General features: G+C 59.2%; 18 protein-coding genes. 9 read left to right on the forward strand and 9 right to left on the reverse strand.

Features of this window, described 5'->3' with window-relative positions:
- Positions 1-73 precede the first annotated feature (73 nt).
- The 6 genes from ACYVI2_RS22965 to ACYVI2_RS22990 are packed head-to-tail and all read right to left on the reverse strand — an operon-like array spanning position 74 to position 6,234.
- Positions 74-1,045 carry an ABC transporter ATP-binding protein gene (locus ACYVI2_RS22965; protein WP_415816585.1) on the reverse strand — a complete coding sequence of 324 codons (972 nt, stop codon included), beginning with the start codon at positions 1,043-1,045 and terminating at the stop codon, positions 74-76.
- On the reverse strand, positions 1,042-2,022 hold the full coding sequence (locus ACYVI2_RS22970) for an ABC transporter ATP-binding protein (protein ID WP_415816587.1): 981 nt from the start codon (positions 2,020-2,022) through the stop codon (positions 1,042-1,044). The genes ACYVI2_RS22965 and ACYVI2_RS22970 overlap by 4 nt, the downstream gene beginning before the upstream one ends.
- 4 nt (positions 2,023-2,026) lie before the next feature.
- Positions 2,027-2,938 (reverse strand): ABC transporter permease, encoded by a 912-nt coding sequence (locus tag ACYVI2_RS22975; protein ID WP_415816589.1) that lies wholly within the window; start codon positions 2,936-2,938, stop codon positions 2,027-2,029.
- A gap of 3 nt (positions 2,939-2,941) precedes the next feature.
- Entirely contained in the window at positions 2,942-3,859 is a 918-nt protein-coding gene (locus tag ACYVI2_RS22980) for an ABC transporter permease (protein WP_415816591.1), read from the reverse strand.
- Between the two features lie 45 nt (positions 3,860-3,904).
- Entirely contained in the window at positions 3,905-5,491 is a 1,587-nt protein-coding gene (locus ACYVI2_RS22985; RefSeq protein ID WP_415816593.1) for an ABC transporter substrate-binding protein, read from the reverse strand.
- A 26-nt stretch (positions 5,492-5,517) separates the two neighbouring features.
- On the reverse strand, positions 5,518-6,234 hold the full coding sequence (locus ACYVI2_RS22990; protein WP_415817118.1) for a GntR family transcriptional regulator: 717 nt from the start codon (positions 6,232-6,234) through the stop codon (positions 5,518-5,520).
- A gap of 336 nt (positions 6,235-6,570) precedes the next feature.
- Between ACYVI2_RS22990 and ACYVI2_RS22995 the strand changes: the two genes are divergently transcribed.
- The 9 genes from ACYVI2_RS22995 to ACYVI2_RS23035 all read left to right on the forward strand — a co-directional run bounded on the left by ACYVI2_RS22995 (position 6,571) and on the right by ACYVI2_RS23035 (position 14,114).
- Positions 6,571-7,623: a serine hydrolase domain-containing protein gene (locus ACYVI2_RS22995; protein ID WP_415816595.1), complete on the forward strand. Its 1,053-nt coding sequence runs from the start codon at positions 6,571-6,573 to the stop codon at positions 7,621-7,623.
- A 379-nt stretch (positions 7,624-8,002) separates the two neighbouring features.
- The gene (locus tag ACYVI2_RS23000) at positions 8,003-8,614 is read left to right on the forward strand and encodes a DUF6088 family protein (RefSeq protein ID WP_415816597.1); all 612 of its coding nucleotides are present in this window, start codon (positions 8,003-8,005) and stop codon (positions 8,612-8,614) included.
- A complete protein-coding gene (locus ACYVI2_RS23005; RefSeq protein WP_415816599.1) occupies positions 8,607-9,365 on the forward strand; it encodes a nucleotidyl transferase AbiEii/AbiGii toxin family protein in 759 nt (252 codons plus the stop codon). The genes ACYVI2_RS23000 and ACYVI2_RS23005 overlap by 8 nt, the downstream gene beginning before the upstream one ends.
- Positions 9,366-9,371: 6 nt before the next feature.
- A complete protein-coding gene (locus ACYVI2_RS23010) occupies positions 9,372-9,638 on the forward strand; it encodes a hypothetical protein (protein WP_415816601.1) in 267 nt (88 codons plus the stop codon).
- 204 nt (positions 9,639-9,842) lie between these two features.
- On the forward strand, positions 9,843-10,814 hold the full coding sequence (locus tag ACYVI2_RS23015; RefSeq protein ID WP_415816603.1) for a Bug family tripartite tricarboxylate transporter substrate binding protein: 972 nt from the start codon (positions 9,843-9,845) through the stop codon (positions 10,812-10,814).
- Between the two features lies 1 nt (position 10,815).
- The gene (locus ACYVI2_RS23020; RefSeq protein WP_415816605.1) at positions 10,816-11,622 is read left to right on the forward strand and encodes an SDR family NAD(P)-dependent oxidoreductase; all 807 of its coding nucleotides are present in this window, start codon (positions 10,816-10,818) and stop codon (positions 11,620-11,622) included.
- A gap of 191 nt (positions 11,623-11,813) precedes the next feature.
- Positions 11,814-12,605 (forward strand): amino acid ABC transporter substrate-binding protein, encoded by a 792-nt coding sequence (locus ACYVI2_RS23025; RefSeq protein WP_415816607.1) that lies wholly within the window; start codon positions 11,814-11,816, stop codon positions 12,603-12,605.
- Positions 12,606-12,640: 35 nt separating this feature from the next.
- Positions 12,641-13,294, forward strand: a complete 654-nt coding sequence (locus ACYVI2_RS23030; RefSeq protein ID WP_415816609.1) for an amino acid ABC transporter permease — start codon at positions 12,641-12,643, stop codon at positions 13,292-13,294.
- A gap of 67 nt (positions 13,295-13,361) precedes the next feature.
- Positions 13,362-14,114 carry an amino acid ABC transporter ATP-binding protein gene (locus ACYVI2_RS23035; RefSeq protein ID WP_415817120.1) on the forward strand — a complete coding sequence of 251 codons (753 nt, stop codon included), beginning with the start codon at positions 13,362-13,364 and terminating at the stop codon, positions 14,112-14,114.
- 26 nt (positions 14,115-14,140) lie between these two features.
- On the opposite strand, the gene ACYVI2_RS23040 is transcribed toward ACYVI2_RS23035, so the two are convergent.
- The 3 genes from ACYVI2_RS23040 to ACYVI2_RS23050 form a co-directional block, all read right to left on the reverse strand.
- Positions 14,141-15,058, reverse strand: coding sequence for an SMP-30/gluconolactonase/LRE family protein (locus tag ACYVI2_RS23040; protein WP_415816611.1), 918 nt, complete (start codon positions 15,056-15,058; stop codon positions 14,141-14,143).
- 51 nt (positions 15,059-15,109) lie between these two features.
- A complete protein-coding gene (locus ACYVI2_RS23045; protein WP_415816613.1) occupies positions 15,110-16,072 on the reverse strand; it encodes a Bug family tripartite tricarboxylate transporter substrate binding protein in 963 nt (320 codons plus the stop codon).
- A 120-nt stretch (positions 16,073-16,192) separates the two neighbouring features.
- Positions 16,193-17,113, reverse strand: a complete 921-nt coding sequence (locus ACYVI2_RS23050) for an NAD(P)-dependent oxidoreductase (RefSeq protein WP_415817122.1) — start codon at positions 17,111-17,113, stop codon at positions 16,193-16,195.
- Positions 17,114-17,129: the final 16 nt, after the last annotated feature.

Below are 17,129 nucleotides of genomic sequence, written 5' to 3' on the forward strand. Positions count from 1 at the left end.
GCGCGCGGCATGGTGTTTGATTCCGAGTTTCCTCAGTTGAGTTTTGTCTGTTCATGGCTATAGTACGCAGTCTTCAGACAACGGCATTTTGTTGCGAATACGACGGATACAGATGGCAAGCGACTTGCGCCTGACCTTGTGTTTGCAGCGCAGGCCGTTGTTGTTTGCACTGTGGCATCGCGTGCTTGCAGCGCGGATGAAACGGACAGCCGGTGGGCGGATTGATCGGATCGGGAAAGGATAGCCCCAGCCCCATATCGGGTATGCCCAGCCCCGGTTCGGGCGTGAGCACCGAGGCGAGCAGGGCTTGCGTATAGGGATGGCGCGGCTCATGAAATAACTCGGCGGCAGGCGCGGATTCGACCACACGGCCCAGATACATCACGGCGACGTGCGTGGCAATGTGTTCGACGACCGCCAGGTTATGACTGATGAACACATAGGTCAGATTGAATTCCTGCCGCAGCGTCATCAACAGATTCATGATCTGCGCCTGCACCGATACGTCCAGTGCAGAGGTCGGCTCGTCACAGATGACGATTTCAGGGTTCATTACCAGGGCACGCGCAATCGCAACGCGCTGGCGTTGGCCGCCAGAGAGCTGTCCGGGCGTGTTGTTCGCCAGCCGGGAGGGCAGGCCCACGCGCTCGAGCATCTCGATCGCTTTGTGCTGACGCGGATTGGCGATGCCGTGCACCTCCAGCGGCAGCGACACGATGGAGGCGATGCTGCGGCGCGGGTTCAGGGACGAATAGGGGTCTTGAAACACGGGTTGGACTCGCCGCGCCAGATCGCGCCGCGACATGCTGTGTATGTCTTGCCCTTCGATGCTGACGCTGCCGCTGGTGGTCGGGATGAGCCCCAGCATCAGGCGCGCCAGGGTAGATTTGCCGCAACCGGATTCTCCGACGACGCCCAGCACGCCGCCGCGCTCCACCTGCAAATCCACGCCATTGACCGCATGCAGCGTGCGGCGAGGCTGAAACATACCGCTCTTTACCGTGAAGCTGCGGCTGACGTCTTGAGCTTGGATCAGTGCGCTCATGCGTGGGCCTCCGTGCGAATGCAGCGCCATTGCCGGCCGGGTGCTTCGTGAACGGGAACGGTCTGGTGGCAAACGGGCTGCGCATAGCGGCAGCGATCATGAAACGCACAGCCGTGCAGATCGCCGACCAAGGCCGGTACGACGCCGGGAATAGTGCCTAACGGCGTGCCGGGCGGGGTGCGGCCCGGGACCGGGATACAGGCCAATAGTCCCTCGGTATAGGGATGGCGCGGTGCCTGAAATAGCTCGGATACGGGGCCTTGTTCGACAATCTGCCCCGCGTACATCACGGCAACCTGGCGCGCGATGCGTGCCACCACGCCGAGATCGTGCGTGATGAGCACCATGGCAATGCCCAGTTCCGCCTGCAAATCTGCCAGCAAACGCAGGATCTGGGCTTGAATGGTCACGTCCAGCGCCGTGCTGGGTTCGTCGGCGATCAAGAGTTCGGGCCCGCACATCAATGCCATGGCGATCATGACGCGTTGGCGCAGCCCCCCAGATAACTGGTGTGGATATTGCCCCAACCGCTGCGCAGCCGAGGCGATGCCGACCTTTTCCAACAGCTCGACAGCACGGTCTCGAGCCTGATTCGCGTTGGCGTGCCGATGATGGCGATAGTGTTCGGTGAGTTGATCGCCGATGGTATAGGCGGGGTTCAAGGCGGTCATGGGCTCTTGAAAAATCATGGCCATCTTGTTGCCGCGCAGGGCATTGACGCGGCGGCGGCTGGCGCGAGACAGGTCTTCTCCCAGGACCGCCAGGCGCGAGGTGCTGCGTTTCGCGGCCCTGGGCAACAGGCCCATGATGGCCAGCGAGGTCATGGATTTACCGCAGCCCGATTCGCCCACCAGGCACAATGTCTCGCCGCGCCGCACCTGGAATGAAATGTCGCGCACCGCATGCAGCTGACCGCGTGGCGTATCGATGTCCACACGCAAGTTCTGTACGTCTAATACGATATCGGAGTCGGTCATTGCGTCAGGCCTTGTCCTCGGGCGTAAGCCACTGGTGCAGGCCGTCGCCTGCCAGATTGATGGCGAAAATCAGCATCGCCAACGCACTGCCGGGGATGGCGATCAGCCAGAATGAAAAGAACATATAGGCCTTGGCCTCGGAAATCATCAGGCCCCATGAGGGCAGCGGCGGCTGCACGCCCAGTCCCAGGAACGACAATGCCGCCTCCAGCAAAATGGCGCTGGCGGCCTCCAGTGTGGCGATCACGATCAGATGCGGCACCACGTTCGGCAGGACCTCGCCACGCACGATGCGCCAGGTCGATGCGCCGGCAGACTGGGCGGCAGCGACGTATTCCAGGGATCGCACCTGTTGTGTGGCGCTACGCATCACCACGGCAAAACGGTCCCATTTCAAAAAGCCCAGCACCAGGATCACGACCCAGAGCGAGCCCCCAACGATGGCAACGGTGGCCAAGGCCACCAGAATCACTGGCATGGACAAACGCGTCGTCACCAGAAACGAGACGAACATATCCACACGACCGCCAAAATACCCCGCGGCCATGCCTAACGCTGTACCGATCAATCCGGAAATAACCGCGACGCTGATCCCGATCAATAGCGAAATCCGCGCCCCATAAAACAGGCGTGACAAATAATCCCGGCCCAACTGGTCCGTGCCCAGCGGATGCAGCCACGTTCCTTTCTCATACCAGACAGGCGGTGCCGTGCGATAAGCCAGGTCCTGAAAATAGGGATCATGCGGGGCGATCCACGGCGCGAAGATCGCAACCAAGATGATCAGCAGCAAGATGCCGCCGCCTACCAGCAGCGCCTTGTTCTGTCGCAAACGCCGCCAGGTCAGACTGCCCGCAGGTGCAGTCACGTTCGGTACTGGCGCATTGGCCGTCATCGGTGAGCTCGGTACAGTCATGGTCTACGACACCCGGATGCGTGGGTCCAGCCACGCGTTGGCAATATCCGCTGCCAATGTCAGCAGCACATACAGTACGGATAACAGCAGCACGATCAACTGCATGACGGGATAGTCTTTGAACGTGATGCTTTGATAGGCCAGATAGCCGAGGCCATCCAGGGCGAAAACGGTTTCGATCACAACCGAACCACCCAGCAGATAGCCAAGCTGCACCGCCGCCAGCGCTACCACGGGCACGATGGCGTTGCGCAAGGCGTGTTTAAAAATGACCTTGCTGGCGGGCAGCCCCTTGGCCCGGGCGGTGCGGATGTAATCGGCGGCCAGGACTTCGATCATGCCGGCACGTATCAGCCGCATGAACGCCGGGGCGACGTAATAGCCCAGCGCGATGGCGGGCATCACGAAATGCTGCCATGTCCCGCTGCCCGATACCGGCAGTATGCGCAGCGATATCGAAAACAGCATGATGAGCAGCAGCGCGAAAAAGAAATTCGGCAGAGCCTGGCCCAGCACCGCCACGGCCAGGCAGATGCGATCGGCAATGCCGCCTTTGTAGAGCGCCGCGATCACGCCCAGCGGAATGGAAATCAGCAAGGCCACAGCCAACGCGCTCAGGCCCAGCATCAGCGTGGTCTGCAGCTTGGACAGGATCAGCGGCCCGGCAGCCGTCTTGAAATACACCGAGGTGCCGAACTGGCCCTGCACAATGTGCCACAGCCAATCGGCGTACTGCACGACGACGGGACGGTCCAGCCCATAGGTTTTGCGCACCATGTCGATGTCCGCCTGGCGCGCGCCTTCGCCTGCCAGCGCGACGGCGGGGTCCCCCGACAGATGCAGCAGCATGAATGCCAGGACGGAGACGGTCAGGGCGACCATCACCGCCAGTCCCAGCCGCCGGATGATGAATGCAAGCATTGAATGGCTCCGTGCACCGCCACGTCGCCGTGGCGGTTATCAGGGTTATTTCCAGCTCATGTCCCAGAAACGGACCAGCTCATCCGGATAGGCTTTGAACTCCACGTCCTGGCTGGCGACGTAATACACCGGCAACGACCAGAGCGGCACGGCGTAGGCGTGTTCCGCAATCATGGTGAGGGCTTCTTTATAGGCCGCATTGCGGGCAGCGCTGTCGATCGTCACATCGCCTTTGTCCAGCAATTCGCGGACCTTGGGATCACGCGTCACGTCGTCATTGCCAAACGCAAAATACACCGGCGTCGACGCCGACACATCGTTGACCAGATTCGAGCCCCACGTTTGGTGTGTCAACGAGGCCTTGCCCGCACGGATCATGTCGCGCATCGCGGCATATTGCAGAAAATTGAGTTTGGCGCGGATGCCGACTGCCTGCAGATAGTTGATGATGGCTTCGGTCTGATTGCGTTCGCGATAGGCGACGATATCAATGTCAAAACCGTTGGGATAGCCTGCCTCGGCCAGCAGTTTCTTGGCCAATGCGGGGTCGTATTTGTAGACGGGTGCGCCTTCGTCGGTGCAGCCGACTTGAGAGGGCGTGCAGATGGTGTTGAGCAGCTCCGAGCCTTCGCCGACGATATTCTTGATAATGGACTCGCGATCGATGGCGTGCAGAATGGCTTTGCGCACGCGCTCGTCTTTGAGTTGCGGGGCAGGCGTTTCGTCGCGGATATTCATTTGCATGAACGCGATCCGCATGGTGTTGCCGCTTTTGACTTGCAGCTGAGGCATGGATTTCAGTTGCTCGGCTTGGTCCTTGGGCACGTGCATGATGAAATCCTCACCACCGGAAATCACCTCCGCCATCTGTGTCTGGCGATCCGGGATGAATCGGATCACGACCTTGCCGATCTTGGGCTGGGCTTTGGGCGAGTCTTTGAAATAGTCCTTGTTGGCCTCCAGCGTGATGGACTTGCCGGGCACGTATTCGACGACCTTGTATGGGCCGGTGCCCACGGGTTTCGCGTTCATCCCCTGCGGGCCGACTTCGGCATAGTATTTTGCGGGGTGGATGGCAACGGTCGTCGACAGATATTCTTTGGCGCCGGGGAAAGGTTCTTTGGTCGTGAGCCGTACTTTGTACTTATCGATCTTTTCTACTTTATCGATCCAGCGCACGTTCTGCTGCGTCGTAGCCTTGTTTTTCGGGTCGGCGACGAAATTGAGCGTATAGACGACCGAGTCGGCGTCGAATTCCTCGCCGTTGTGAAATTTGACCCCTTCGCGCAGCTCGAATTCCAGTGTCTTGTCGTCGATCTGTTTCCAGCTTTTCGCCAACTGGCCCTTGTATTCGTTGGTCAGCGGATCGCGATAGAGCAACGTGTCCCAGACGTTGGCCGCGATGATCACGCCGATGCGGACATTGTTGTAATAGGGGTCGACGCTTTCGGGGGCCTGGTCATAGGCCATGCGCAGCGTGTCATCCTGTTTGTTGGCCAGCGCAGGCGACGTGCTCAGCGCCGTGCCGGTAAAGAGCAGCGCGGCGGCCAGCGCCTTGAGACGAGGCAGGGCTCCATGGTGTTCAGGGCGATTCAAATGCAGCGGTGCAGCCAATCTAACGCGATGTTCCATGATGGGCTCCTGTCGAGCGTAATCGGTTAAGCGGAATACTGCGGGTGATTCGGTGACCCCTGGCTGGGTGTATGTTGTGCCAGATATTTCAGCGCGGCCTCGTATTTGCACTGCAAATGCGTACGCATGATCTCGGTCAGGCGCACGGTATCGCGGGCAGCCAGCGCCTCGGCGATGTCGATATGCTGGCGCATGGAACGGTCCCAGTTTTCGTGATTTTCGTTAGACACGAAACGCAGGTTCTGAATGCGGATGTTTTGGGTCTCGTACAAACGTGTCAACAGCGTGTTGTGAGCGGCCTGATGGATGCGCGCATGGATCTCGCGATTGCAGCGATAGTACGTGGGCAGATCGCGGCGGGCATGGCTGGCCATCATTTCGAACGTCAGCGCGCGGATTTCGGCGATTTCCTGGTCGGTTGCGCGTTCACAAGCATAGTGACAGGCGAGAGTCTCGATACCGCCGATGACCTCAAACGTCTCGCGCACATCGGTTTCTGACAGCTCGACGACTTGTGCGCCTCGATTGGGTTCGATGTGTACCAATCCGTCAAAGGCCAAGAGGCGCAGCGCCTCTCGTAATGGTGTGCGGGATACGCCGAGCAATTCGCCCAGCGTGCGTTCGTTCAAACGGGCTCCTGGTGGGAATTCGCCCTCGATGATGCGTTCACGCAAGCGTTCCGCGACGCTGGCGGGCAGCGTGCCGCCATTGCCCGGCACCCGGGGCGGGCGCCGGGCGGGCAGGGCGTCGGATACTGCGCTGTTCGAAAGCGTAGGGGGATCGCTGCTCACTTGTATACCAAATGGATTTGATCTTTTATTCACTATAAAGCACGTCATCCACGCCTCATCATGGGGGATTACCCTGCAATTTCCCGGTAAAACAAGGGCGTACGGGTAATCGATGATAGGGGGGCTCCGGAGAGGCGTTGCGGCGCGCGAGGTCGTTGCGTATGATTTGAAACAGGAAATTTGCCGGTGGTATACCATTTGGATCGGCTACGTCCGTCATAGGCGCCTCTCGAAAACCGATGAGGCAGTGCGGTCATTGGCCATTCGTTAACGACAATTGGGGGCTTCATGCAAGACGCATTGATGCAGCAGGCGATTCAGTTTGCGCAGGACCACGAAACCACTTGGGACCGCTCGGTCGATGGCGTCTTTGGCGTGCATCAGCAGGATCCTCCGCCATGGAACCGTTTGCTGGGACCGGTGCATGATCGCGGCCCCGTGACAGGGCTGGTCGTGGTCGATGGCAAGACCGTGGCATCCTGGGGCGAACCTCAGCGTGCAGACCTGACGTTCAGCGTGGCCAAGATGTATCTGGCGTTGGTGGCGGGCGTGGCGCACGATCGCGGCCTGTTGCCGGATGTCGACGAGCCGGTGCGCGCCCGCGTGCCGGGGATCGGATTTGATGAGGGCAATAACGCGCTGATCACCTGGCGTCATTTGCTGCAGCAGATCAGCGAATGGGAAGGCGAGCGTTTTGGCGTGTCGGATCAGGCGGACCGGTATCGCGCGGTGACGTTCGGTACGCCGCCCGATGGCAAGAAAGGCGATCCGCGTCCGCTGCAAACGCCAGGGACGTACTGGGAATATAACGACGTCCGCATTAATCAGTTGTCATACGCGCTGCTGCATCTGTTCCGCAAGCCGCTGCCAGAGGTTTTCCGTGAGGCGGTGATGGGCCCGATCGGGGCGAGCGAGACCTGGAACTGGGTTTGCTATGACAATGCCTGGGTGAACATCGATGGGGTGTTGATGCCTTCGGTGCCCGGTGGGTCGCATTGGGGTGGCGGGATGTCGATCAGCAGCGAGGATCAGGCCCTGATCGGTCAGATGCTCTTGAACGATGGCCGTGCATGGGATGGAAAGCAGGTGATCTCGCAGGAATGGCTGCGCGCCATGCGCACGCCCAGCGAGCTGGCGCCATATTACGGCTATCTGATCTGGTTGAACGATGGGCAAAAGATGTTCCCTAGCGTACCGGCATCGAGTTTCTTTGGTGTCGGGGCCGGCAGCTCATTCACCTGGGTAGAGCCCGAGCGCCGCATGGTCGTGATTGTGCGCTGGCTGAATTCGGCCTACGCGGATGGCCTGTTCGGCAGGATACTGGCGGCAGTTGATGGTTGAGTGTGTTTGCTAACGCTCGTACGGCTTTATTCGATAATGCTCCGACACGCTTCGGCCATTTATACCGAGGGGGGAAGGAGCGTGGCCTATGGATGCTGGCAGGATCGGTCCGATTTGAATTGAAGGCTGTGTGTTTATCCAGTAATTTGATTCGGAGCGGATAGCATTTCGGGCATGCAAACTCAACGTGCCTATCGTGTCCGATTCCATCTAGCGCCAGAGCGGACGATAACGCCCGTTCTGACGGCGCGGCCGACCAATGTGGCCTCAGAGTATCGTCCGTGGCGGCGGGCTGCCATCGGACAGTCGTCGCGGCTGTTAATTCGTATTTTGTTAGATTATTCACTAAAATATCTATCAAAAATCTTGACAATCAATCATGAGTACTTCTCGATCCATCCGTGAACGCATCGCCTCGCATCTGTCGGGGGAACCTTTTACTCCCGCCTTGTTTGCGGGCCTAGGGTCGCGCGCCGCCATCGATCAGACGCTAATGCGGCTGACGAAGGCGGGTACTATCGAACGCATAGGCCATGGTTTGTACGTAGTACCCAAGACTGGACGGTTCGGTATCAAATCCATGCCCGCGGCAGAGCAGGTGGCGCGAACGGTTGCTCAGGCCGAAGGGGCAATGATCCAGATACACGGGGCAGAAGCCGCACGACGCCTGGGGCTGTCTACGCAGATGCCGGCACAGGCCGTTTTTCACACCACGGGCTCCTCGCACCAGATCCGGCTGGGCAAGCTGATTGTCCGGCTGCAACACGTGGCTCCGCGCAAGCTCGCATTGGCTGGCCGGCCTGCAGGACAGGCGCTGTCGGCCCTCTGGTATCTGGGACGAGATCAAGTCACACCAAACACCTTCAGGCAGATCGCAAAGAAACTGCCCGCTGACGAGTTCGAAGCACTGAGTCAGGCCAAGGCCTTGATGCCCGCGTGGATGGTGCAAGCCCTCATCAGCTACGAGCGCAGTGAGCCTGCTCGTGTCTGAGTCTGTCGCACACTACTTCGATTTGTCGTCGGCCGAGCAGGCTGAACTGCTGCATGGTGTGGCACCGGTGCTGGGTCGACGCGCTGAGATTCTGGAGAAGGACATCTGGCTGTGCCAAGTACTGGGGATATTGTTCGCGCTGCCAAATCGCAAGCCCATGGCGTTCAAGGGCGGCACGTCTTTGTCCAAGGTCTATCAAGCGATCGAGCGTTTTTCAGAGGACATTGACGTCACCATCGACTATAGGAGCTTGGTCGTCGATGTGCCCGAACTTGCGATGCTTTCCAATACGCAGCGCCGAAAGCTGTCCGATACGCTTAAGAAGGCTCTGATTGAGCATGTCACCGAGGAACTGGTCCCGGCATTGAGAGAGGCACTGACGCAGGCGCTTCCAATGCACCACCTCGACATCGAAATCAGTGACAATGCAGAGAGACTCTGGTTGTACTACCCCAGCGCCGTTGAGAACACGGACGCTTATCTGCGGCCAAGCGTGCTGATCGAATTCGGTGGCCGCAATGCGGCGCTGCCGCAAGACATGATGACAATAGTGCCCGACGTGACCGCGCACGTGCCGCAGTTGGCGTTTCCCAGCGCGCAAGTAGTAGTGTTGTCGCCAATGCGTACATTTTGGGAAAAAGCGACCCTTATCCATGTTGAGTGCCATCGTCCGGACCTGCGCGTCGGTGCGGAGCGCTTGTCGCGACATTGGTACGACCTGGCACGTTTGGCCGACCATGAGGTGGGGTAGAAGGCTTTGGCTGATACCAAATTGCTAGCCGACGTGCTGAATATCAAGGAGACCTTCTATCGCAGTGGATTCAGCCACTATGGTCTCTGTCAGGCTGGTGGTCTGCGGCTGATTCCCGATGAGATGTTGATGAGGGCGCTACAACGAGACTACCAGACTATGCTGGATGCGCAGATGTTCTATGGCGAGAGCCTGGATTTTCAGCGAGTCATAGAGCGCCTGTCCGTATTGGAACGGGATATCAATCGCACCGTATCTATGCAAAGAACGTAGAACAGTTCTGCAAATTTCTGGAGTAATTATTGATGACGATCGACCGTATCATTGGCGTCTCAAAATTTGAATTACTCATGACGCGCCCGTTGTCATAGCCTGCTCTGAGGGCCAGTGTTGCACTGGCCCTGGACTGTGGTCCGCCTCAGTCTGTAATCGGCATGCGGCTCGTTCTTGAGTAGAGAATACCTAGGAGGAGCACACATGCCCAATGGCAAGCGCAGGGGACTCATCGCGCTCGCAGCCAGCACAGCGCTGGCATTCGCGTTTCCTGTTTCCGCTCGAGCGGACAGCGACAAGCCTATCACCATTGTGGTTCCTTATACGGCGGGTGGCACCAATGATAATTTCGCCCGTATCCTGGCCGAGGGAATCAGCAAAGAGCTTGGCCGCCATGTGATTGTCGAAAACAAGCCCGGTGCGAACGGCATCATCGGTGCGTCGTATGTGGCACGGGCCAAACCCGACGGGACGACGCTGCTGTTGGGTGGCACCGGTCCTATTTCGTTGAATGCCATGCTGCGCCCATCGCTGCCATATCGGGTAGACAGTTTCGAGTCCGTGGCGCTGTTGTTCGATGGTCCGCTGACGATTACGGTGCCGACATCGATCGGCGTAAATTCGGTCGACGAATTGATCCGCTACGCCAAGGCGCAGAACAGACCCCTGTTGTACGGCACACTGGGTCCGGGCAGTGTCACGGATCTATTCGGTCTCCTGGTGTCAAAGACATTCGGTTTTCCGATGACGCCTGTCGCATACAAGGACAATAACTCTGCGCTGATCGATCTGATGGACGCTCGTGGCGATATGAACTACGCCACGCCCATTCCCATGATCCAGAACTCCAAGAAACTGAAGATACTGACGCTGACGAGCGACCAACGCGATCCGACCTTGCCCGCCATTCCCACGGTGGGAGAGTTGGGCTATCCCCAGCTGAAATCCACCTATTGGACGGCATTGCATGCGCCCAAGGGAACGCCGCGTGAAATCATCGACAAGATTGCCGCAGCAGCCATCAAAACGGTCAAGACGGATACATTCCACGAGGTGCTGAAGCTCAATGGCCAAACCGAACGGGCCGCGGGGCCAGAGGCGCTGGACGCTCAGCTGGAGGCCGACCGGCAGCATTGGGGCACAGTGATTCGCGAAAACCACATCGTGATCAATTGATATGGCCGAATTGAACCAGGCATGGCTCGGCATCAGTGGCCGCGTCGTCGCGGTCACCGGCGCAAATGGCGGAATCGGGCGCGCGACGGTGCGTGCGCTGCTGGAACAGGGCGCTCGCGTGGCGATGCTGGACAGGCAAGCGTTGCCGGCAGCGGAGCTGGACGCATTGGGCGCCGATACGCAGGGGGAATGCATATCGATCGCCTGCGACGTGGCAGACGATCAACAAGTCGCCGCAGCCGCTGCGGAAGTCGGCCAGCGCTTGGGCGATTGCTATGGCCTTGTCAATAACGCTGCCATGACCATGCCAGGGCACTTGAAAGACGTCGCCATTGCCGACTGGAGCCGTCAACTGGATGTGAATCTGACGGGGTATCTGCGATGCGCGCAAGCCTTTGCAAAACCGATGCTGGCCAAGGGGGAGGGGACGATCATTCATGTCGCTTCCGTTGCCGGCCACAACCCGCAGGCCTACAGTTGCGGCTACAGTACTGCCAAGGCCGCCATATTGATGCTGTCCCGGCAGCTGGCTTTCGAGCTGGGGCCGCTGGGGGTGCGCAGCAACGCCATTAATCCCGGGCTCATCAAAACGCCGTTGACCGAGGCCTTTTACGCAGATTCCCAACTGCGCGAGCAACGTGAGCGAGCCGTGCCGCTGCGCCGTATCGGTACGCCAGAGGATATTGCAAATATTGCAGTCTTTCTGTTGAGTGAACGATCTGCGTATGTCAACGGCGCGGAGATCACGGTAGACGGTGGCTTTACCCAGACGCTCATGAGCCACATCCCGCGTCCCGGACGTACCTGATCGGGAGTGGCACCGTCTGTCGCGGGATGCGACGGCCCCGAACGTACCCGCCGTATGCATGGGCCTCCCCGCGTATGGGCGCGGCAGGGTGGCTTCAGGCGTGAGTCAGACTGGCTATAATCATCGATTCGGCCCCTGATTGGCCCTGTCTATTTTTATTGCTTCGCGCTTTTTAGGCGCCTGACTCCACCATGAAAAAACTGACCGCTGCTCTCCTGGTCTGCGCTACGTCGTTGCTCGCGGCCTGCGGCCAAAAAGATGAACCGGCTCCGCAAGCGGCCACTCCGGCTGCTGCGAAAAAGGTCATTGTCGGCCTGGACGACAATTTCCCGCCGATGGGTTTCCGGGACGACAAGAACGAATTGGTCGGTTTTGACATCGATATGGCCCGCGAGGCGGCCAAACGCATGAGCATCGAGGTCGAATTCAAACCCATCGACTGGAGCGCCAAAGAAGCCGAACTCAACGGCAAACGGGTCGATGCATTGTGGAACGGCCTGACCATCACCGAAGAGCGCAAAAAGAACATCGCATTTACTGCCCCCTATATGGCCAACCACCAGATCATCCTGGTGGCGCAAGCCTCGCCCGTGCAGACCAAGGCCGATCTGGCTGGCCGCGTCGTCGGTGCACAGGACGGCAGCAGCGCCGTGGATGCCATTAAAAAGGACGCTCCTGTGGCCGCCAGCCTGAAAGAGGTCAAGCTGTTCGGCGATAACGTCACCGCGCTGATGGACCTGTCGGCAGGCCGTCTGGATGCCGTGGTGGTGGACGAGGTCGTGGGCCGTTATCTGGCCAGCAAACGCGAGGGTCAGTATCGCGTGCTCGAGGAAAACTTCGGCACCGAAGACTACGGCGTCGGCCTGCGCAAGGAAGACACCGAGTTGCTCGCCAAGCTCGACGAAACCCTGACCGCCATGAAAAAAGACGGCTCGGCTGCCCGCATTGCCCAGCAATGGTTCGGCGCCGACATCATCAAATAAGCCCGCCGCAAGTGATCGGCTGACGAGAGCACCGCATGGATTACATCATTTCCCTGCTGGGGCCGATGGCGCAGGGCGCAAAAACGACCCTGACCTTGTTTTTCGTGACGTTCGCGCTGGCAGTGCCCTTGGGGCTGGTGCTGGCGCTGGCGCGCATCTCGCACTGGCGGGTATTGAGCCAGCTGGTGAACGCCTATATCTGGCTGATGCGGGGCACGCCGCTGATGCTGCAGATGTTGTTCATCTATTTTGCATTGCCGTTCGTGCCGGTGATCGGTGTGCGGCTGCCTGATTTTCCGGCAGCGATCGTGGCCTTTGCGTTGAACTACGCCGCGTATTTTGCCGAGATCTTCCGCGCGGGGATCCAGTCGGTGGATCGTGGCCAGTACGAGGGCAGCAAAGTCCTGGGCATGACGTATTTGCAGACGCTGCGCCGCATCGTGCTGCCGCAGATGGTGCAGCGCGTATTGCCGCCCATGAGCAACGAGACGATTACGTTGGTCAAGGATACCTCGCTGATTTACGTGTTGGCGCTCAATGATATTTTGCGCACGGCGCGCGGTATCGTGCAGCGCGATTTCACGACGACGCCGTTTCTCGTGGCGGCTGCGTTCTATTTGATCATGACGCTGTTGTTGACCTGGTTGTTCCAGTACATGGAAAAACGCTATGCCAAGTACGATCAGTAATCCAGCAGCGGGTGACATGTTGGCCAATGATATGACGTTGAACTCCAGTGCAGATCCGCGCCCCGTCATGATTGCTGCCCATCAAGTGGGCAAATCATTCAGTGGCGTGCGCGTGCTGGATCAGGTATCGCTGACGCTGCGCAAGGGCGAGGTGGTGGCGGTGATCGGGCCGTCGGGTTCGGGCAAGAGTACCTTTTTGCGTTGCCTGATTCATCTCGAGACCATCGACCAGGGCAGCATCGAGATCGAGGGCGAGACGCTCGCCTCGGCCTCGCCGGATGGCGCGAGCCACTATGTGCGTGATGCGGAGGTCCGCCGGATCTGCCGAAAAATGGGGATGGTGTTTCAGTCGTTCAACCTGTTTCCCCACAAGACTGTCCTGGAAAATATCATCGAAGCGCCGATTACCGTACAGCGTGTGCCGCGGGACCAGGCCATTGCCAAGGCCGAAGACCTGCTGCGCAAAGTCGGCCTGTTGAACAAGCGCGATAACTATCCGGCGCGCCTGTCCGGCGGGCAGAAACAGCGGGTCGCGATTGCGCGGGCCTTGGCGATGGAGCCGGACATCATGCTGTTCGACGAGCCGACCTCTGCGCTGGATCCCGAGCTCACCGGTGAAGTCCTGCGTACGATGAAGCAACTGGCCGACGAACACATGACCATGCTGGTCGTGACGCACGAAATGGGCTTTGCACGCGAGGCTGCGCATCGCGTGATCTTCATGGACAACGGCCGCATCGTCGAAGAATCCCCCACCGAGGAATTTTTCCGTGCGCCCAAGCAAGAGCGGGCGAGGGCGTTTTTGGGGCAGATGCTGTAACGGAAACGAGGCTGGCCGCGAATCTTCTATTGCGGCCGTGCCAGCTTCAATCCTGCCTCAGGGGCTTGCGCACGCAGGATCGTCCCCGTAGTGGATTCCGTGCAATACAGGGTCTGACGATCCGCTCCGCCGAACGCGATATTCGTCGTCGACATGCCTTTACCGCTGCGCCAGACTTTGATGGGCTCTGCCCGAGCGTTCAACAGCCAGACATAACCCAGCCCAGGGTTCGCCACGACCAGGTTGCCTGACTGATCGACCGCCAAGCCATCCGGACCGCTGGGGCCGTATGAGGTAAAGAACTGACTGACTTTGGATACGCTGCCATCGGGCAATAGCGGTACCCGCCAGACACAATTGCCGCGCGTCACCGCCAGATAGAGAACCTTTTCGTCGGGCGAAAGCGCTACTCCATTGGGGCTGGGCACGTTGGCCAATAACAAATCCAGCTGGCCATTCGGTCTCAAGCGATAGAGCCGGCCACTGGGATCGTGCAAACCGCTTTGGCCTTGGTCGGTGAAATACAGGTTGCCCAGGCTGTCGAAAATCAGATCGTTGACGCCGCGAAACCGCTCGCTATTGCGCCGTTCTAAAAACGGGCTGACATGGCCGGTATTGATATCCAGCTGCATCAAGCCGTTCTTATAGTCCGTGATCAACAGCGTCGTGGCGTTCAGCCATTTCATGCCATTGGGCTCACCGTCGTATTCGGTGACCAAGGTCCATTGGCCTGTCGGATCAATACGGAATACTCGGCCCCAGGGGATGTCGCTGACGTACAGATTACCCGCGTCGTCGAACACCGGGCCTTCTAAAAATGAATCCGACACGGCGCCGCCCCGGTTGGCGTCGGCCCACGCGCTGCGTTCAGGCTTTCGCAGCGCTTGCGGCATGGTGCTGAATACATCAAAGGCGATTACGTCGGGCGGAGAAAGCAGAAACATCGTGGGCTCCGGGAAATTCTCGTTATTCAGGACAGGCAGCGCGTACGTGTATTACTCGGATTTCAATCCCAGTTCGCGCGCCATGTCAGTGTAGTTAGTGACCTCTTGACTCAGTTGCGTGCCGAACTTTTCCCCGCAAGTATTTTGCGCTTGCATGCCTAGCGATTGTAATTTGCTCGCGGATTCAGGCGATTTGGAAAATTCGGTAGCGACTTTCTCAAGCGCAGCCAAGACGTCGGCAGGCGTACCCGCCGGGGCGAGCAATCCATACCACGCATCGGCGCTGTAGTCTTTGACGCCTGCTTCTGCGAACGTGGGAACATCTGGCAAGAATGGCGAACGGCTGGGCGACGCGACTGCGATGGCATGCAGTTTCCCCCCCTGCAACTGCGGCAGTACCGATCCCAGCGTAGCGAATGAACTATCGACTTGTCCGCCCAGCAAGTCGGTGACTGCCTGCGCTGCACCCTTGTACGGGATGTGGTTCATCGAGGTGCCGGTCAGTTTCAGGAACTGTGCGCTGGCGAAATGTCCGGAGCTGCCCGTACCCGGGGTGGCATAGGTGCGCATGCCGGGTTCGGCTTTGAGTTGCTGCAGGAATTCGCCCACGGTTTTGACAGGCATGGACGGTCCCACTACCAGTACGGTGGGGCTGATGGCCAGCGTGCAAACCGGCGCAAACGATTTCAGCGCGTCGAAGCCGATTTTTTCGCTGTACAGCGCGGGAATCATCGTGTGATTCGTCGCGCCCAGCAGCAGCGTATAGCCATCAGGTTTGGCGCTGGCGACGGCCTTGGCTGCCAATGTGGTGTTGGCGCCTGGTTTGTTTTCGACGATGAAGGTCTGGCCCAGCGTACGCGTGGCTTGGTCTGCAAAAGCACGGGCCACTACGTCAGTGGGACCACCAGCCGAAAATCCGACGATGAGTCGAACGGGATGGTCTGGATAGGCGCTATAGGCGCTACTGACGGCCAGGGCGAGCGCTATGCCGCATGCGAGCGTCGAGCGTTTCATGGTTTGTCTCCTGTGGGTTCGCGCTGCCTCGCGGTGACGAGGTGATCGTTGACGACGTTCACCGCAATAGCTGGCTGGCGGGGATTTCTTAACGTTTTTCAGACATGGTGATGTCTTGCTCTATTGCCTTGATATGCTGGTTTTCGCCAGCACCGCCAACAGATTTTGCGCCGCTGCCACGCCCATGTTGACGTATGCTGCGCTGGTGACGCCGCCGATATGGGGGCTGAGGATAATGTTTTTCTCGCCCTGAAAGGGATGGTTGGCCGCCATGGGTTCCACGGCGAAACTATCCAACGCCGCCATTTGTACATGGCCGCTGCGCACCGCGTCCAGTAATGCCGTTTCATCGATCAGGCCACCGCGCGCCGTATTGACGATGATCACACCGCGTTTGCATTGAGCCAGTGTCTGCGCATTGATCAGTCCGCGATTGTCGGCAGTGAGCGGGCAGTGCAGCGAGATCACATCGGATTCGCGCCACAGGGTCTCCAGATCGACGGATTGAATGTAGTCGGGCAGCGCTTTAGCATAGGGATCAAAACCGATGATGCGCATGTCCAGCGCGGCGGCCATCTTGGCGGTGCGCAGGCCGATCGCGCCCAAGCCGACCAGGCCCAATGTTTTGCCGCCGAGCTCCAGGCTTTTGTGTGTAGCCTTGTCCCAATGACCCGTGTGCATGCGGGCATTGAGCTCGACGACGGATTTGGCGCAGGCCAGCAGCAGGGTCAATGCTTGTTCAGCAACGGCAGCCGCATTCGCCCCCACGGCCGCAACGACCTCGATGTTGCGCGCTTGCGCAGCGGCTTTGTCGATCGTGTCGGTCCCGCTGCCATGTTTGGAGATCACGCGCAGCGCCGGCGCAGCGTCCATGGCGGGTGCAGCGACTTTTCCGTATCGCACGATGATGGCCACGGGGTTGTGATCGCGGCACAGCTCCACAATGTCTTGTTCGCTGGGGGTCTTGCCGGCATAGACAATGCGGTAGCCGGTCAGCAACGCCAGTGCTTCATCCGCCAGATCTGCGCCCGTGATCAGGATTGCAGGTTTGGATTGT

The organism is Bordetella tumbae (assembly GCF_054780995.1).